General features: G+C 47.8%; 18 protein-coding genes. 8 read left to right on the plus strand and 10 right to left on the minus strand.

The features are described from left to right. Positions 1–194: 194 nt before the first annotated feature. The 5 genes from ACN08Z_RS00380 to purM all read left to right on the plus strand — a co-directional run bounded on the left by ACN08Z_RS00380 (position 195) and on the right by purM (position 5,022). A complete protein-coding gene (locus ACN08Z_RS00380) occupies positions 195–1,193 on the plus strand; it encodes an asparaginase (RefSeq protein ID WP_419102670.1) in 999 nt (332 codons plus the stop codon). A 9-nt stretch (positions 1,194–1,202) separates the two neighbouring features. Further along, entirely contained in the window at positions 1,203–1,595 is a 393-nt protein-coding gene (locus ACN08Z_RS00385) for a sterol carrier family protein (RefSeq protein WP_419102671.1), read from the plus strand. 102 nt (positions 1,596–1,697) lie between these two features. Continuing rightward, a complete protein-coding gene (locus ACN08Z_RS00390; RefSeq protein ID WP_419102672.1) occupies positions 1,698–2,012 on the plus strand; it encodes a hypothetical protein in 315 nt (104 codons plus the stop codon). 150 nt (positions 2,013–2,162) lie between these two features. Further along, on the plus strand, positions 2,163–3,890 hold the full coding sequence (gene purF / locus ACN08Z_RS00395) for an amidophosphoribosyltransferase (RefSeq protein WP_419102829.1): 1,728 nt from the start codon (positions 2,163–2,165) through the stop codon (positions 3,888–3,890). Beyond that, positions 3,880–5,022: a phosphoribosylformylglycinamidine cyclo-ligase gene (purM, locus tag ACN08Z_RS00400; protein WP_419102673.1), complete on the plus strand. Its 1,143-nt coding sequence runs from the start codon at positions 3,880–3,882 to the stop codon at positions 5,020–5,022. Before purF ends, purM begins: the two co-directional genes overlap by 11 nt. A 180-nt stretch (positions 5,023–5,202) precedes the next feature. Here purM and ACN08Z_RS00405 read toward each other — a convergent pair whose 3' ends face one another. From ACN08Z_RS00405 to ACN08Z_RS00425, 5 genes are all read right to left on the minus strand, one after another. Continuing rightward, positions 5,203–5,412, minus strand: a complete 210-nt coding sequence (locus tag ACN08Z_RS00405) for a DUF3073 domain-containing protein (RefSeq protein ID WP_419100997.1) — start codon at positions 5,410–5,412, stop codon at positions 5,203–5,205. Positions 5,413–5,682: 270 nt separating this feature from the next. Beyond that, positions 5,683–6,618 carry a Sir2 family NAD-dependent protein deacetylase gene (locus ACN08Z_RS00410; protein WP_419102830.1) on the minus strand — a complete coding sequence of 312 codons (936 nt, stop codon included), beginning with the start codon at positions 6,616–6,618 and terminating at the stop codon, positions 5,683–5,685. 26 nt (positions 6,619–6,644) lie between these two features. Beyond that, positions 6,645–6,770: a hypothetical protein gene (locus ACN08Z_RS00415; RefSeq protein WP_419102674.1), complete on the minus strand. Its 126-nt coding sequence runs from the start codon at positions 6,768–6,770 to the stop codon at positions 6,645–6,647. A gap of 23 nt (positions 6,771–6,793) precedes the next feature. Continuing rightward, entirely contained in the window at positions 6,794–9,382 is a 2,589-nt protein-coding gene (clpB, locus tag ACN08Z_RS00420; protein WP_419102675.1) for an ATP-dependent chaperone ClpB, read from the minus strand. Between the two features lie 153 nt (positions 9,383–9,535). Continuing rightward, positions 9,536–10,102 (minus strand): hypothetical protein, encoded by a 567-nt coding sequence (locus ACN08Z_RS00425; RefSeq protein ID WP_419102676.1) that lies wholly within the window; start codon positions 10,100–10,102, stop codon positions 9,536–9,538. A gap of 85 nt (positions 10,103–10,187) precedes the next feature. Between ACN08Z_RS00425 and ACN08Z_RS00430 the strand changes: the two genes are divergently transcribed. The 3 genes from ACN08Z_RS00430 (at position 10,188) to ACN08Z_RS00440 (ending at position 12,671) form a co-directional block, all read left to right on the plus strand. Continuing rightward, positions 10,188–10,853, plus strand: a complete 666-nt coding sequence (locus ACN08Z_RS00430; RefSeq protein ID WP_419102677.1) for an HAD family hydrolase — start codon at positions 10,188–10,190, stop codon at positions 10,851–10,853. A gap of 114 nt (positions 10,854–10,967) precedes the next feature. Then, positions 10,968–11,471 carry a Dps family protein gene (locus tag ACN08Z_RS00435; RefSeq protein WP_419101001.1) on the plus strand — a complete coding sequence of 168 codons (504 nt, stop codon included), beginning with the start codon at positions 10,968–10,970 and terminating at the stop codon, positions 11,469–11,471. A 96-nt stretch (positions 11,472–11,567) separates the two neighbouring features. Further along, positions 11,568–12,671 (plus strand): VIT1/CCC1 transporter family protein, encoded by a 1,104-nt coding sequence (locus tag ACN08Z_RS00440; protein WP_419102678.1) that lies wholly within the window; start codon positions 11,568–11,570, stop codon positions 12,669–12,671. 28 nt (positions 12,672–12,699) lie between these two features. On the opposite strand, the gene ACN08Z_RS00445 is transcribed toward ACN08Z_RS00440, so the two are convergent. From ACN08Z_RS00445 to ACN08Z_RS00465, 5 genes are all read right to left on the minus strand, one after another. Further along, positions 12,700–13,632: a DUF389 domain-containing protein gene (locus ACN08Z_RS00445; protein WP_419102679.1), complete on the minus strand. Its 933-nt coding sequence runs from the start codon at positions 13,630–13,632 to the stop codon at positions 12,700–12,702. Between the two features lie 127 nt (positions 13,633–13,759). Continuing rightward, a complete protein-coding gene (locus ACN08Z_RS00450) occupies positions 13,760–15,019 on the minus strand; it encodes a dicarboxylate/amino acid:cation symporter (RefSeq protein WP_419102680.1) in 1,260 nt (419 codons plus the stop codon). A 291-nt stretch (positions 15,020–15,310) separates the two neighbouring features. After that, positions 15,311–16,228: a succinate--CoA ligase subunit alpha gene (sucD, locus tag ACN08Z_RS00455; RefSeq protein ID WP_419102681.1), complete on the minus strand. Its 918-nt coding sequence runs from the start codon at positions 16,226–16,228 to the stop codon at positions 15,311–15,313. A 14-nt stretch (positions 16,229–16,242) separates the two neighbouring features. Beyond that, positions 16,243–17,427: an ADP-forming succinate--CoA ligase subunit beta gene (gene sucC / locus ACN08Z_RS00460; protein WP_419102682.1), complete on the minus strand. Its 1,185-nt coding sequence runs from the start codon at positions 17,425–17,427 to the stop codon at positions 16,243–16,245. A 203-nt stretch (positions 17,428–17,630) separates the two neighbouring features. Further along, positions 17,631–18,248, minus strand: a complete 618-nt coding sequence (locus ACN08Z_RS00465) for a hypothetical protein (RefSeq protein WP_419101007.1) — start codon at positions 18,246–18,248, stop codon at positions 17,631–17,633. Between the last annotated feature and the right edge of the window lie 103 nt (positions 18,249–18,351).

Below are 18,351 nucleotides of genomic sequence, written 5' to 3' on the forward strand. Positions count from 1 at the left end.
TTCTGGAATTACAGTGTATTGAGGTTTTATGTCTTGACATTAAAACAGAAAACTTTTTTCTCAGCCTTTACTCAGCATATAATGATTCTTTTGGTCTTTCCTATCTTGTGGGCGTTTCTGTTATTTTTAGCGGCAGTCTCCTCGGGTGTTAGCTGATCGTCATTGAGTCTACGAATTATGCAATACTGGAGGGTATGCAGACATTTCATGCTCAAGACGCCGCAGAACTTGCAGTCGTTCGCCGTAGCGGGTTCGTTGAATCCCGTCATTTAGGTTCTGCTGTTTTGCTCAACGCAGATGGCTCTCCCCGTATTTCTTATGGTGATATTGATACCCCAATTTTTCCGCGCTCTGCGCTCAAACCGTTTCAAACGATTGCGTCGATGAATGCTGGTGCTGAGTTGCAAGGAGCTCAGATTGCTCTTGCCTCGGGGTCCCATACGGGTTCTTTTGAGCATATGAAGGTTGCCCAGTCTATCCTCAGCGAAGCAGAGCTTGATGATAGTGCACTCCAATGCCCTTCAGTACTTCCTTCAGATCAGCCAAGTTTGAACGCTCTCATTCAGGCTGGTAAAGGGGCTCAGCGTTTAGCGTTTAACTGTTCAGGAAAACATAGTGCCTTTTTATGGGCGTGTGTTAAAAATGGGTGGGATGTTGATCGTTATCTTGATCCAGAACATCCGCTACAACAGCGTGTTATCGAAACTATTCGTCAATGCACCCAAGAGGATATCTCTATGGTAGGTGTTGACGGTTGTGGGGCGCCGTTACCTGCGCTATCTTTACGTGCCCTTGCTCGAGGATATTCTTTGCTCGGGGCAGGCATCGAAAATATTCATGCTGATGCTCGTGTTGCCACAGTAGCTACCGCCATGGTGGATTACCCTGAGTATCTTCAGGGTGTAGATACTCCTTATACTCGATTGTCCGGCCTTTTAGATGCCGTTGTCAAAGGTGGAGCAGAAGGGGTTTTAGCTATTGGTTTACGCGATGGTTCATCGCTATGCATTAAGATTCTTGACGGTTCACACCGTGCTTTAGTTGTTATTGCGTTGAGTATTCTAGAACAAGCTGGACTCATTACTGCTCAGCAGCGAGCGCAGGGTATAGAGCAGTGCACTTCGCCTATTATGGGCGCTGATACTGTTGTTGGAGCTGTTGAACCGGGTGCAGCGTTACAGCAAGAGGTTTAGTCGTAGCAGATGAGCACCCGTCGTAAGATTTCTTTAGAACAGGGAACAGCGTATATCTCTGATATTTTTCGGGTTTTTGAGTCTTCAGCACCGGAGAGCACTTTTGACCAGCTACCGCGTAGTGTGAGGGCTGGGGCAGTTCGTTTTTTGTTAGAGGAATTAGCGCACAGAGTGCCGGGTAATTCTGTTGAGGTGAGGGTTCCACCTTTTGGTGTGACGCAATGTATTGAGGGTCCTCGTCATACTCGTGGGACTCCGCCTAATGTTATTGAGATGAGTCCTTATCTTTGGTGTGCTTTAGCCTGCGGTGTTCGGGGTTGGGAAGAGAGTAAGACTCAGCTGAATGCTTCTGGTGTACGTGCTAATTTGCAGGATGTTTTGCCGTTGTTTCAGGGAGTTTGAGGTTTTGTTTCTTGGACTTTGACGAGGTTCTTGGGGTTTTCCTCTTAGAGTAATAGGGTCATATTTTCTGTTTTTGTATCGTGCCAGAATAGAATAGGTTTGATGAGTACTTCTACCCCACATTCTCAAGGTTCTTCTTCTCAACGCCCGCAGGAGCGTCTTGTTCAGGTGCGTCGTGCGCCTTCTTTGATTGCTTTTGGAGTCACTGGTGTTGTTGTTGGCTTGATGGTTGCCGCCGTATTAACGTTTTTTGTTGGTGGTAGTGATGAGCACACGCGGTCTTCTGTTTTTGGTGTTCTTGCCGTGTGTTCTATGGGCGTTTGTACTGCTATTTTTTTGACGATTGCTCTTATGATTGATAGGTTTACGGCTCGTCGTGCCGAGGTTGTTCGTGCTGTTGCAACCGATGAAGAGTAGTTCTTAAACGAACATATACTCAATTTTTTCTAGAAAGTGGATGTCTATAGGCTAAACTAATACCGTCTTAGCTTCTTTGGTGCACGTCACACACCTTAGATGGTTAGGTCACTATTTTGTTCGGCCCCGACCTTCGAAAAGATGGCAACATTGGTTCGTCCCGACGGTAAACTGACCCACGATCTCGACCCTATTGACCACGGCCCTAAAGATGAATGCGGAGTCTTTGGCGTCTGGGCTCCAGGAGAAGACGTAGCAAAACTCACCTACTACGGCTTATATGCGCTACAACATAGAGGCCAAGAATCTGCTGGTATTGCTACTAGCGATGGAAAACGAATTAACGTCTATAAAGATATGGGGCTGGTATCCCAAGTCTTTGATGAGCACACCCTCAACTCTATGCGAGGGCATATGGCTATTGGCCATTGTCGTTATTCCACGACTGGAGCCTCACATTGGGCCAATGCACAACCTACCCTTGGTGCAACGCCACACGGTACTCTTGCTTTAGCACACAACGGAAATATCACGAACTCTGCCGAACTCTACGACAGAGTTTTAGAAAAAAATAGTGGTGAGACACCCGAACGTGGCGAATTAGCACAAGGAAATACTACAGATACAGCTCTCGTCACAGCTCTTCTTGCGAAACATCAGCACCCTTCTCTCAAAGAAGCCGCATTAGAATTATTACCCACGCTTAAGGGCGCATTCTGCCTTGTCTTTATGGACGAGAACACCCTTTATGTGGCTCGTGACCCGCAGGGTGTGCGTCCTCTTGTTCTAGGAAAACTTCATCATGACGGTTGGGTCGTCGCTTCAGAGACAGCTGCACTAGACATTGTCGGTGCAGCTTTTGTTCGCGAAGTTTCTCCTGGAGAGTTTCTGACCATCACAGAACAGGGCGTTCAATCAGAACAATTTGCCCCTGCAGAGCCTGCTGGTTGTGTTTTTGAGTATGTCTATCTAGCGAGGCCAGATACCACGATTAATGCTCGTTCAGTATATGAGTCACGGGTAGAGATGGGTCGGCAGTTAGCACGTGAGCATCGTGTTGAAGCAGATTTAGTGATGCCTACACCGGAGTCGGGAGTTCCCGCAGCGATTGGTTATGCTGAAGAATCCGGTATTCCTTTTGGTAATGGTTTGGTCAAAAATGCTTATGTTGGGCGTACCTTTATCCAGCCATCACAGACTATTCGCCAGTTAGGTATTCGGCTTAAACTCAATCCGCTACGTTCGGTGGTTGAGGGTAAACGACTCATCGTTGTTGATGATTCTATTGTGCGAGGTAATACTCAGCGTGCACTGGTACGTATGCTCAAAGAAGCTGGTGCGGCAGAGGTTCATGTCCGTATTTCTTCTCCTCCCGTCAAATGGCCTTGTTTCTACGGTATTGATTTTGCCTCTCGTGCTGAGCTCGTTGCTAATACGATGAGCGTTGAAGAAATTGGAAAATCTTTGGGTGCTGATTCTTTAGGGTATATCTCAGAAGATGGCATGATTGCAGCAACTCAACAGCAACGTAAAAATCTATGCACGGCTTGTTTTACGGGTAAGTACCCTATTGAAATTCCAGAACGTATTGGAAAAAATCTCTTTGACGCCCAAGACACCGTTGCAGGTGCTAGCGGACCATTATCCAGTTCTATTGCCGAGGTGACGGCAGAACGTCCGGTACCTCAAAAGCCTGAACGGGCTCAGGCATATTCCATTCATACTCGCCAAGGCTCAGCATCTACAGCAGCAGGCCCCGTGGTGGGTGGGTGTGCGTCACGCTGTGAGCCTGGTCCAGATTCGGAATTAGAGTCTCTTATCTTGCCCGAAGATACGATTTATCCACAAACGACAAAGGAAGACCCCCATGACCACTGATTCTTCACAGATAACGTATGCTTCTGCTGGTGTAGATGTTGAAGCTGGCGACCGTGCTGTTGAACTGATGAAAGACGCGGTTAAAGCTACTCATAGTTCTGCAGTGGTAGGGGGTGTCGGTGGTTTTGCAGGTCTTTTCGACCTCAGCGTGTTGAAAGACTATCGCACACCGTATCTTGCAACCTCAACAGATGGTGTTGGCACCAAAGTTGCTATTGCTCAGACTTTAGATATTCACCATACGATTGGCCATGATCTTGTGGGTATGGTGGTCGACGATATTGTTGTCACCGGCGCTAAACCTCTGTTCATGACTGATTATATTGCAACGGGTAAGGTTGTTCCTGAGCGTATTGCAGATATTGTTCGCGGCATTGCTGAGGGGTGTGCTCTGGCAAAAACCGCCCTTGTAGGTGGTGAAACAGCTGAGCATCCTGGTCTGTTAGGCGAACATGAATACGATGTGGCAGGAGCCGCTACAGGCATTGTTGAGTCAGATGAATTACTTGGCCCAGACCGTGTTCAGGATGGAGATGTTCTTATCGCCATGGCGTCTTCGGGAATTCATTCGAATGGTTATTCTTTAGTACGTAAAGTGGTAGAACATTCTGAGTTCACCCTAGAGAGCCATATTCCAGAGTTGGGGCGGACTCTCGGTGAAGAATTGCTCGAACCGACGCGTATCTACACCGCAGCATGTTTAGAGCTCTTAGAGAAGTTCCCTGTCAATGGTGAAGACGGTCGTACGGGTCAGGGTATTCGCGCTTTTTCTCATGTAACAGGTGGCGGTTTAGCCGCTAATCTGGCACGCGTATTACCGCAAGGATTGATTGGGCTAGTCGATCGTTCTACGTGGGAGGTTCCCGCAATTTTCCGTTTGGTTGAACGTCTTGGTTCGGTCCCTCTGGCAGATATGGAAAGAACCCTCAATATGGGTGTGGGCATGGTTGCGGTTGTTTCATCTCAGGTCGCTGATGAGGTTGTTTTTTCTGCCTCAGAACAAGGCATAAGTTCTTGGATTTTAGGTGAGGTTCGTAAGGATGACGGCTCTTACTCATCGTGCGAGGATTATGTTCAAGGAGCTAAGGGTGTCGATGGTGGCGCTGCTCTTTTGTCGAAGACGTATCTTTAGCTCAACAGGGTGAAGAGTAAAGCTCTTCTTCTCGTCTTATAAGGGGAGAAGAAGAGCTTTATTGTGTAGCTGAGTAGTACCGTTCACCAAGATGTTTTAGGTGCGTTTGTGTATAAAAAAGTAGTGTACCCCGAGGGGCACACTACTTTTTTATTGTCTCAAAATGACTAATCGAGAAGATTAGTCTTCATCAACATAATCGTCAGAATACTTGTCGAGGTATTCTGAGTAGTCGTCCTCATCATATTGATGACCGGATGACTTTCTGGATGAGTTATTTTTGGCACCACTGAGCTCGCGTTCGAGCGCAGAGTAATCGGTCTCGGGGCTGTAGTATTTCATCTCCCGAGCCTGCCGTGTTGCTTTAGCCTTTTGACGGCCGCGCCCCATGGCGTGACCCCCTCTTTATCCATCGTGTCCGGTGGGCCAAGTGTGTGAGCACACAGGTAGCCCCGGAATCCTCTTACAGTCTTTCCTGCTTAAGGGTACATGTTTTTTATTAGCTGTGCTTAATTCGTATCCCTTTGAGAGGAAATTAGTGACGATATTTACTCTTAAAACCGTGAAAGGACACCATTTCTCTCTAGAGAATCTCAAAAAATGTTTTCCAGATTACATATCGTTACGATTCTTCTGTACCACAATGGGGGTTCTTCACGGTCACATCAGTTGAGCGAGAGCAGCAGCCACGTCACTACGCCACATATACGTTGCTTTGCGATCGGCGCGTGTCGGCCCACCATTAATAATTCCTAAAGGCTTCTGGTCTTTATGAGCTTCAAGAGCAAATTTATATCCGCTCATCACTGCTAGTGAACTGCCTACAACAAGTACAGAACGGCAATCACGGTACATCTGCCAAGCTTGTGCTTTTCGTTGGGCAGGCACGTTCTCACCAAAATATACAACATCAGGTTTGAGGAAAGTCTGTTGGCAGTTCACACAGCCAACCATCTGAAAGTCAGAAATAAGTTCATCGCTCAGTGACACATCGCCGTCAGGGTTCACTTGGAGGTTCTGATCTTCGAGACGTTCTAGGTACCCGTAATTTTTCTCCTCAATGCGGAGGTCTAACTCGGCACGATGTTCACGTTTGTGGCAGATAAGGCATACGACATACTCTAAGTCGCCGTGAAGAGCGAGAACGTTCCGTGATCCTGCACGCCGGTGTAATCCATCAACGTTTTGAGTGATAATACCTGCCAGTTGCGAGCGCTCTTCAAGTTTTGTGAGTAGGTAGTGTGCGGCATTAGGTTCAGCTCGTCGCATTCTGCGCCAGCCTACGTAGGAGCGGGCCCAGTATCGTTGACGTGCTTCGTCATCGTAGCGGAATTCTTGGTATGTCATCGGGCGGTGGTTTTTCAAAGAGCCGCTTTCTCCGCGGTAGTCGGGGATTCCTGAGGCTGTGGAAACACCGGCTCCGGTGAGAACGAGGACTTGTCCTTCGTGTAATAGATACTCGATTCCTTCACGGGCGTATTGGGTGTCGTGGGCGGGAATTTCGTTTTCAACGATACGTGCGATGGAGCGTAGTGCTGATTGATGTGCGCGAGCAATTTCGGGGTGGTTGGTGAGCTCAATGTTGGAACTGTACATCGAAGAGCGGGAGGAGGATTCAAAGTTCACTCTCTTATTATCGAGGATGGCTCTGGTGCAGGGTAGTATTCGTTGCCGTGAGAGTGTTCTCGTTCTTCTTGTTGTGGGGTTTTAACGACGTGTTGCCACCCCGTGCGGGGTGGCAACATCATCGAAAGGGGCACCTAAGGGGTTTTTATCGGATGGATTCTAGGTGCAGAGTCTTTGGCTCTTGGTCGGTAACATCCACATGGACGGTGTCTCCTTCGTGGATATCGCCGGCAAGTATGCCCTGAGCTAAGCGGTTTCCGAGCTCTGTTTGAACGAGCCGGCGAAGTGGTCGGGCGCCGTAGGCGGGGTCGTATCCGTTGGTGCCTAACCATTGGATGGCGTTTTCGCTCACGTCGAGGCTGATACGCTTATCTTCTAGGCGGTGTGCCATTGATTGTATTTGTAGTAGCACGATCTTTCCGAGGTCTTCTTCACTCAGTGGGTCGAACATGATGATGTTATCCAACCGGTTGAGGAACTCAGGTTTGAAAGAAGCGTTGACGACGTTCATGACAGCTTTGCTTCGGTCTTCTTGACTTTGCGTTGAGTCAATTAAGAATTGAGATCCCAAGTTTGAGGTCAAGATGAGGATAACGTTTCGGAAGTCCACGGTGCGGCCTTGTCCGTCTGTTAGACGTCCATCGTCGAGAACTTGAAGGAGGATGTCGAACACTTCTGGATGGGCTTTCTCTACCTCATCGAGCAGTACAACAGAGTACGGGCGACGGCGTACTGCTTCGGTGAGTTGTCCGCCTTCTTCGTATCCGACGTATCCGGGAGGAGCTCCTACTAGTCGTGATACAGCATGCTTTTCAGCGTATTCAGACATGTCGATGCGAATCAGCGCGCGTTCGTCGTCAAATTGGAATTGTGCAAGTGATTTGGCGAGCTCTGTTTTACCTACACCGGTTGGGCCTAAGAAAAGGAACGAACCGATGGGGCGGTCAGGGTCGCTAATACCAGCACGTGAACGGCGTACCGCGTCAGCAACAGCTTGAACGGCTTGGTGTTGTCCGATGAGGCGCTTGCCGAGTTCGCTTTCCATGTTGAGTAGTTTTTCGCTTTCGCCTTGGAGCATTTTCCCTGCGGGGATACCTGTCCATGCGCTGATGACTTCGGCGATGTCTTCTGCTGTGACTTCTTCTGAAATCATAGATTCTTCGCGGACTCGGTCTTCTGCTTGTTGAGCATCAGTTAGTTCTTTTTCGAGGGCAGGAATTTCCCCGTAAAGAAGGCGTGATGCTTCGGCCAAGTTTCCTTCACGTTGGGCAACTTCGGCACGGGAGCGTAGCTCGTCGATGCTATTTTTGATGTCTCCGACGCGGTTCAGACCGGCTTTCTCTGCTTCCCAGCGCATATTGAGTTCGCGGAGTTCTTCTTGCTTATCTGCCATATCAGCTCGTAGCGCTTCGAGGCGTTCTTTGGAGGCCTCGTCTTTTTCTTTGGCTAGGGCAAGTTCTTCCATGGTCATACGGTCTACGGCTCTGCGTAAAGCGTCAATCTCTTCTGGAGCTGAGTCAATTTCCATACGTAACCGTGATGCGGCTTCGTCGATGAGGTCGATGGCCTTATCTGGTAATTGGCGTGATGGGATATAGCGTTGCGAGAGGTTTGCGGCGGCAACGAGTGCGGAGTCTGCGATGGCTACTTTGTGGTGTGCTTCGTAGCGTTCTTTGAGTCCGCGCAAGATACCGATGGTGTCTTCGACGCTGGGTTCGCCTACGTATACTTGCTGGAATCGGCGTTCTAAGGCAGCGTCTTTTTCGATGTTCTGGCGGTACTCGTCTAGGGTGGTTGCACCGATGAGTCGAAGTTCTCCGCGAGCAAGCATAGGTTTGAGCATGTTTCCGGCGTCCATGGACCCTTCAGATGCTCCGGCGCCGACGACAGTATGTATTTCGTCGATGAAAGTGATGATTTGGCCTTGGGAGTTTTTGATTTCGTCAAGAACTGCTTTGAGTCGTTCTTCAAATTCTCCACGATATTTTGCTCCTGCGACCATGGATCCTAGATCGAGGGAGATGAGTGTCTTTCCGCGTAAAGATTCGGGGACGTCTCCTGAGACCATGCGTTGTGCAAGTCCTTCAACAACTGCGGTTTTTCCGACGCCAGGTTCGCCGATGAGTACGGGGTTATTTTTAGTGCGTCGTGAGAGTACTTGTACGACTCGTCGTATTTCGCTGTCGCGGCCGATGACGGGGTCGAGTTTTCCGCTTCGTGCTATGGCTGTGAGGTCTGTTCCGTACTTTTCAAGAGCTTGAAAAGTTCCTTCGGGGTTTGGAGTATCCACTTTTTTACCTCCTCGTATGTTGGGGATGATTCCTTCAATGGTTTGTGCTGTAGCTCCGTTATTTTTTAGGAGTGTGGCTGCGGCGTTTTGTCCCTGAGCGATTCCTAGCAAGATGATTTCTGTAGAGATATAGCTATCTCCAAGTTTTTGCGCTTGCGTTTGGGCATTTTCTAGTGCGTGGAGAACGTCTTGGCTTATTTGGGGTTTTGCAACTGTTGCTCCAGAAGTTGTGGGAAGAGTTTTAATCTGTGCGGAGACTTTTTCAGATAGTTCGTCGAGGTTTACCCCTGCAACTTTAAGTGTTGCTGCGGCGAGGCTCTGGCGAGTATCTAGCATCGCTTTTAGTATATGCTCTGGCTCTATTGATGGGTTTTTGAGAGTTTGAGCGTAGCTATTTGCTTGGTTGAGCAGTTCTTCTGATGCGCTTGTTAATTGCATGTTCATATAGTGTCCTTTCTGTGTCGTGTGCTGTTTTATGTTGTCCGAGCACCCCGTTAACGATGCCCGGTTCAACTAACTTGAGTCTACAACGCTCAACTTAGTTTATGCAATACTTCCCAGAAAAAACGTTTTAAAAATATTTACAGATACAAAAGACTATGATTCAAGAAACTCATAGTCGCTAGACTCGCGAGCCATCCGCTCTTCATCTTCTTCGGTAATACCCGCACTCAGTTTCGCAGAACGCCGGCAATAATTCAGCGCAAGAAAAAAGACTGCGAAGGCACTCACAAAAGTCAGGATTCCAGCAGTGTTACCAAAACCAGCAGCCAATCCAACGTAGTGTTCGCCAAATATTTGAGAGAGCGCAGAGATTGTTTTCCCATCACGCCGGTCAGGACACAACACCCCAAAGGTAAAAGCCCAAAACCACGTAAGGCAATGCATATAAGCTAAAGACACAGGCAAGGAACGCCCATTTGAATACCTACAAGCGTCACGATAACCCCAATAACACCCGCACAGCAGAATAACCAAAAGACTAGGGGTAATACTTATAGCAAAAATCCACGTCAGTTCGCCTTGCGCACCAAAAAGGATTCTCCCAAAGCTAACCCATAAGGCGCTCAAGAAAGCACCAGGCACAGAGAGCCTATATACGAGACGCCCAAAAACGCTCTGATGCCTTATCAAAGTATTCTCATTGGAGGGTGTTGTAGTCACTATTCCATGTTAAAACACACAGCCCTCAAAGACGAACAACTCATGGTGCAACACACTTCAAGGCAACCTCCGATAGAGTAAACGTATGAGCGATACACAATATCTAACACCACCCGAAGCTGTTTTCTTTGACCACGATGGGACGCTTGTAGACACCGAACCCATCTGGGAACAAGCCAAACAAGCAATAGCACAAGAACATCACGCTTTTTGGACAGCACAAGATACCGCCGATTGCTTAGGAAAATCTATTGACGCTTCTTTGATTCGATTACAAGAAAACGGCGTACCTCTAGAGCTTCAAGAGATGAAAGCAGAGCTTCAGAAGCAGGCTGAAACAATTTTAGAGACTCATGCCATTTCTTTAATTCCTGGAATACCAGAGGTTCTTCAAGAACTTCGCAAGGCGAACATTCCCGTTGGCATTGTCACCAATGCCATCACTCAAGTAGCAGAGCATACCGCCAGCTTATCCCCCGAAACTTTTTCAGTAATTATTGGTGATCAACAAGTTACCAACCCAAAGCCACACCCTGAGCCTTATCTACAGGCCGCAAAGCAACTCGGCGTTAATCCTCAGCGTTGCGTGGCAGTGGAAGACTCTCCTTCAGGTGTTCAAAGTGCACTATCTGCAGGCATGAAAGTTATTATTGTCCCAGGTGAGATAGATGTTATTGAAGCCAAAGGGACGACTAAGGTTAGCCATACTAACCTATCTCTTAAGGATATCCTTATTTTGAGTAATTCATAATAAGGCTTGCAAGAGCCTTCTATTCTTGATATATTCGTAATAACGAAGCGTTGGAAATCCCACATTTATCCAACACTTCACAGAACATCACAAATACACAGGAAGGCAACAACAATGGCAAACACTGCATCATTTACCGTACCAGGAATCACCGAAAACTCAGGACATCAGGTCGGAGAACTCCTCCAGATGCGCCTCCACGCAATGAACGACCTCCAACTCGTACTCAAACACGCTCACTGGAACGTTGTCGGACCATCTTTCATCGGCGTTCACGAAATGATTGACCCACAGGTATCCCTCGTACGCACCTACGCAGATGACATTGCAGAACGCATGGCAACTCTCGGAGTAGCACCTAACGGACTAGCCGGAGACCTCACCGAACAGCGCACCTGGGAAGAATACCCCCTCGGCCGCGCTAAGGCACTTGATCACCTCCGCGCACTCAACGAGGTATACACCCGCATCATTGAAGACCACCGCGTAGCCATCGCAAAGGTCGCAGACATCGACCCCGTCACCGAAGATTTGCTCATCTCTCAGACCGCAGAACTCGAAAAATTCCAGTGGTTCGTACGAGCACACCTCGAAGACGGCGAAGGCAACCTCGTCTAAGGTCTAAAGCACCTCTCTAGAGAGAAACCTAACAACCGGCTGTACACCATAAAAACTTATGGTGTACAGCCGGTCTCTCGTTATAAGGTAAAAACCATGGAGCAAGAACAGCACGAACCAACACCCCAAGAGATCAAACGCTGGAGACGATACCTCGCTGAAGAAATATCTGAAGCAAAAATCTACGCGTCCTTAGCACAACGATCACAAGGCACCGAAGCTGAAATCCTCCACGAAGTCGCCACCGCAGAACAACGTCACCAAAACCATTGGAGACAGCTCCTAGGAGCACATGCAGAACCCACACCACGCCCCTCTATTAGTGCGCATATCCTCGAGTTCTTAGCAAAACACTGCGGAACCGTCTTCGTCCTCGCACTAGCTCAACGTGCAGAACAACGCTCCCCCTACGCCCACGACCCCCACGCAACCGAAGCCATGGCAGCAGATGAAGCTGTACATGAAGAAATAGTCCGAGCATTATCTACCGCCGGACGTGAAAAACTATCAGGTAATTTTCGTGCAGCTGTCTTTGGAGCTAACGACGGACTCGTCTCTAACGTCGCCCTCATCATGGGAATTGGAGCCAGTGGAGCCAGCTCAGAATTTATTCTCCTCTCCGGCATTGCAGGACTACTAGCCGGAGCCCTATCCATGGCAGCAGGAGAATTCGTCTCCGTCAGATCTCAACGAGAATTACTCGACGCCTCAAACCCCACCCAAATCACCCTCAACGTCGCAGACCAACTCGATATCAACCAAAATGAACTCAAACTCATCTATAAAGCACGAGGAATGAGCGAAGAAGCCGCAACGCACCGAGCACAAGAACGCTTCGGACAATTCTCGTGCGACTGTGACCCATCATTGTCCTACCAAGAAAACAGCAATACCCCATCAACAGAATCACACACCACAGCCCTCGGCACAGATATTGGAGCGGCAGCAGCATCCTTCTCATTCTTCGCCTCTGGTGCACTCATCCCCATACTCCCCTACGTCTTCGGAGCATCCGGAACATTCGCAGTCTTCCTATCGTTACTTCTCGTATCCACAGCCTTAGGCATTACGGGAGGAATTGTCGGACTACTCTCAGGTGCTTCCCCCCTCAAAAGAGGACTACGACAAATCGCCATCGGACTATCTGCTGCAACCATCACCTACATATTAGGCCTACTATTTGGCACCGGAGTCGCCTAATCACCCCCCCACCAAAACGATACCCACCTTATGAGCTAAGCACTCCAGAGTCTTTGAGCGACTGCACATTAGCTCTCCATAATGCTCGCTGAATCAAAAGCATCACAATTCCAGCAACACACATTCCTAAAACATTAATTACCAGTTGAGCAGCAGAGCCCACCATCTCTTCGGAAGAACCAATAGCAATTCCTAAGGCAAGATTCCCCACTGCTGGAATCGTCGTCACCGAAATAAAGACACCAATAAGCGCACTAGATTGGTGGGTGTCTAAAGCCCAAACACCCACTGCACCAGCAAGAACCGCAACCAAAAAAGACCAAATATTAGGACGCCAAATAAAACCGGTCTGAGGCCGTGCCCCTAACACATCCAATGGTGTAAAAAGCCCCAGATAAAGAGCAATACACGCTAACAACGTAACCACTACAGTTGCTAATAAATATCCGCCCCATAAAGTGCACAAACTCCGCACAATTAAAGAACGTTCCTTAAAAGCGACCCCTGTACACAAAGCAGCCACCGGAGCAAAGTCAGGGCCAACAACCATCGCACCCACCACCAAAATAGCGGAATCTGTCAAAACAGCAATCGCAGCAAGAATCACAGCAACAACAATAAATACCCCATAGGTGAGGCTGAAAAAACTTGAATTCTGGGCTTGTGCGAGCTGATTAGCCCACATTAAAGTATTCCGTTCATGCCGAGTCAGCATCGAAGAGTCCTGAATGCCAACAGGGCGAATCTCTTGAATACTCACATCCGAATATTCAGAAAGCAATTCTAGACAGTTCTCCAAGGCATCTTCTGAAATACACCATTCAATCACATCTTGAGCATCATCTTGAACCGCTCCAGAACGAACCCTCAGCTGAGATACCTCAGCAATCGCATGAAGCCGCCGAAAGACTTCTGTACTCATACGGGGAGAAACATCAACACGTAATTGCATTATTCCCATATATTCCACCTACTTTTCGTGAAGGCATCTCTCTGCGGATAGCGCAACGCCCCTGTGCCCACTATATAAAATATATGGTAAGCACAAGGGCGTTTCACACTATCGCACAATAATGTTCACAAAAGAACTAGTCGTGTTTGACTTCCTCAATATATGCGTCTGGATCAAACGGAACATATTCTTGGTTAGGGGCAACACGGGATTCACGCTCATCAAGCTTTGAACCAAGAATACGGTTCATGATCAGCGCAATAGCGCCATCACCAGTCACGTTAGTTGCTGTTCCAAAAGAATCAAGAGCAATATACGTTGCAATCATCAAAGCAACCTGTTGATCGTTGAAACCAAGCATAGACTGCAAAATGCCAACAGCTGCCATAATAGCGCCACCGGGCACACCCGGCGCTGCAACCATCACAATACCGAGCATGCACACAAAACCAATCCACTGGCCCGTAGTCACATCAATATGCTGAGTGAAAGCAATAGCAATAGCAAAAGCTGTAATCTTTGAAGTAGAACCAGCGAGGTGAATTGTGGCGCATAAAGGAATAACGAAGTTTGCAATAGGATGACGAACACCGTTTTTAAGCGTCTGACGAAGCGTCACCGGAATCGTCGCCGCAGAAGAAGACGTACCTAGCGCTGTCAAATACGCGTCTTTCATTGTCCATACAGCGGTCAAAGGGTTTTTACCAGAAATAGCTCCGGCAATACCGTATTGGGTACCTAAAATAACAACTTCAAGAAGAAGTACCAGCACAACAACAACTGCCAAGGTTGAGATGACTTGAGCAGCTTCTCCAGAAGCACTCAAGTTCAAGAAAATACCAAAAATGTGTAATGGCAAAAGTGGAATAATAACGCGCATAATCAGAGCGTTAATAATTTCTCTAAATTCTAGAAAACCACGGCGCAACACTCCACGAGGAACAATAGAAAGCCCGATACCAATAACAAACGCAAGGATGAGAGCCGTCATGACGCCAAACGGTGGAGGCATCTGAATAGTGAAGTAACCAGAAGCCGCAGATAGCGTTTCTTCAGTAGCAGTAACGTTGTTAAAGGTGGAGGTGTCGATAAGTTTGGGGTACGCCAGCAAAGCAACAACAACCGTCAAGAAACCGGCAAACAAAGTAGAAGAATATGCCAAGGCAGCGGTTAAACCTAGCCATTTTCCTGCGCCTCGACCCAAATCACCGATAGCAGGAACAACAAGTCCAATAATAATCAGAGGAATAGAGAACGATAAGAATTGAGAAAAAATATCGTTATACGTATAAAAAATCCGAGAGATTTCTTCAGGAAGTAATTGGCCAAAAATCAGACCAAAGACTATTGCAAGAATAACCCAAGGTAAGATTCCATATTTTTTGAGCAGAGACATAAGCTTCATTCAGTTTAAGACGAGTATTGTCTCCAAAATCTTCCCACTAGTTCGTACAGCTTCCAGACAACACACTGCATATTCACCAGTTCTGTGGTTCAACTAACGAAGATTATGGGGTACACCGCGTAAAATCTCCGTAATCTTCATCCCTCCCCACAATTCCTCCATATCACAAAACCCCTAGAGCACACGCACCTTATCGATGAATATACGCTAGGGGTTTTGGTTCAAGACGGGAAGTGAAATTCTATAGGGATATTTCTACTTCCCCTAAGGCTCTTACCATTTTTATGACTGAGCAAAAATCTCACGCATCAGCTCAGCAGCCTCAGACGGGGTTTTACCCACTTTGACGCCCGCGGCTTCAAGAGCTTCTTTCTTAGCTTGCGCTGTTCCAGAAGAACCAGAGACAATAGCTCCAGCATGGCCCATTGTTTTACCTTCTGGAGCGGTGAAACCTGCAACATAACCTACGACAGGTTTTGTGACGTGTTCTTTGATGAACTCTGCAGCGCGTTCTTCAGCGTCACCGCCAATTTCACCAATCATCACGATTGCTTCAGTCTCAGGGTCAGCTTCAAAGGCTTCTAACGCATCGATATGTGTTGTACCGATGATGGGGTCACCGCCAATACCGATACAGGTTGTGAACCCGATGTCACGTAGCTCAAACATCATCTGGTATGTCAAAGTACCGGACTTTGATACAAGACCGATTTTTCCTTTTCCGGTGATATTCGCGGGAGTAATACCCACCAAAGATTCTTCAGGTGTGATAATACCGGGGCAGTTTGGTCCAATGATTCGAGTCACCATCTTGCCGTTTTCATCAACAGAGTTCTTCGCATGTGCCCAGAATTCTGCGGCATCCTGCACCGGAATACCTTCAGTAATGACCACGACTAACGGCATTTTTGCGTCAATAGCTTCAATGACTGCGTCTTTAGAAAAAGCTGGAGGAACAAAAATTACGGATACGTCTGCGCCCGTTTTTTCCATAGCTTCAGCAACAGTGCCAAATACTGTTAGTTCAATATTTTCGCCCTGTGCGTTCTGATGCGAAACGGTGCTTCCTGCTTTGCGGGCGTTAACGCCACCGACAATATGAGTACCAGCAGCAAGCATACGAGCGGTATGTTTCGACCCTTCAGCGCCGGTGATACCCTGAACGATGACTTTTGAGTCTTTGTTCAAAAAGATAGACATGTCTTATGTACCTTCTAAGAGTTCTGTGTTTGAGATGATGCGTAGGCAAGTTCTGCGGCACGAGCTGCGCCGGAGTCCATGGTTTCTTCTTGATACACAAGAGGGTGGTTAGCTTCTGCGAGGATACGTCGTCCTGCTTCAACGTTATTTCCATCAAGGCGTACTACTAAAGGCTTAGTCGCAGAATCGCCAAGAATTTCCAAAGCACGTACAATACCCTCAGCCACAGCGTCACAAGAGGTGATACCGCCAAAGACGTTGACGAAGACGGATGAAACTTGTTCATCACCGAGAATGATATCTAGTCCAGCTGCCATTACTTCAGCTGATGCACCGCCACCGATGTCTAAGAAGTTTGCAGGTTTGACATTTCCGTATTGTTCGCCAGCATATGCCACTACGTCCAAAGTCGACATCACAAGACCAGCACCATTACCGATAACGCCGACTTCGCCGTCGAGTTTAACGTAGTTGAGGTCGTGTTTTTTAGCTTCTGCTTCAAGGGGATTTTCTGCGGTTTTGTCGGCTAACCCTTGGTGTTCTGGTTGGCGGAACTCTGCGTTATCGTCAAGAGAAACTTTTCCGTCGAGAGCTAGAATTTTTCCGTCTTCGGTTCTTACTAGCGGGTTTACTTCAACGAGAGTTGCATCTTCTTTTTCAAAGACAGCGCCAAGTTGAGTCAACACTTCTGCGACAGGGGTTTGTAGCTCTTGGGAGAATCCAGCAGTCTTAACAATGTTGTGTGCGGTGTCTAGGTCGAGACCAGTTGTGGGGTTGACCTCAACTTTAGCAAGTGCCTCGGGGCGTTCTTTTGCTAGCTGCTCAATTTCCATACCGCCTTCAACGGAGCACATCGCGAGGTATGTTCTATTAGCTCGATCAAGGAGAAGAGAGAAATAGTATTCTTCTGCGATTTGTGCCCCTTGCGCAATCATGACGCGTTCAACGCGGTGACCTTTAATATCCATCCCGAGGATGTTTTGGGCGTGAGTGTATGCTTCTTCTGGGGTTTTTGCGACTTTGACGCCACCGGCTTTGCCGCGCCCGCCAACTTTTACCTGTGCTTTGACGACGGTTACTCCGCCAATCTTTTCGGCTGCTGCTTTTGCTTCTTCAGGTGTTGTCGCGACGATGCCTTCAAGCACGGGCACTCCGTGCTTTTCAAACATGTCGCGTGCCTGGTATTCAAACAGATCCACTAGATTCCTTCTTCGTTGAAGTAGTGCTGGCAGTGATGCATGCCAGCGTTCTTTCTTCTTGGATATTGTTTCTACCCCACTAAAGAGAGGTAGAGCACAATATCTTCTTCAAGACACTTTAGCTCAAAGGAGGAATAGATGCAGGTCTATGCGACAAGAACCCCTATTTTCTTCTTAAAACCTTGGCTTTGACTAGTAGATAATCAATTCTTAACTTTTTCAATAGTGTCAAGTAACGTCACTAAGAATGGTGCTGTTGTAGAAGAACGTGGAACCATCAGATATTCAAAACGGTCGATACGCCACAACATAAGTTCAGCTTCGCCCACGTTACAACGCCACCCCATACCAATATCAAATAGTTCTGGTGTAGCGTCATCTTCAAAAGTGACACAGCGGGCAAGCACTTCAGGAGCTTCTTCACCAGATAGCTCAATAACAGTTCTATTGGCAGATACGTCGAGGACAAGCCCCGGTTCTGAGCCGAGGGCACGATCTAGGGCACGCCCCAATTTTATGGGGTCTACGTGAGTAGCGATGAGGAAAGTATCCTCATGAACCCACAGAGCCGCCACAATTTGACGCGTACCGTAAAGGATCTCTCGTGCTTGAGAATCCCCCGTAACTTCACCGCGATGACGAGGAAAGTCGATGCCAAGCACCTGAGACATGCGTGCTGCAGCAACAGAGTCTGGTGCAACTTGAATACGTACCAATGTTAACGACGAAATTTCTCGAACCTGCACGCTCGTATCGCTTACAGCATTCATTGCTTCGGTGAATTCAGAAGCAACAGAAGGCACAGTATCTCGTTCAGGCATCAGTAATCCTCCACAATGACGGTGAAAACTCACCCCTATTTTATCGGTATTCTTCACGGCGTATCGTCAAACCAACAATCGCACCGAAGATTATGCACACAGC

It is taken from the genome of Rothia sp. P7181, assembly GCF_048513015.1.
Lineage (GTDB): Bacteria > Actinomycetota > Actinomycetes > Actinomycetales > Micrococcaceae > Rothia.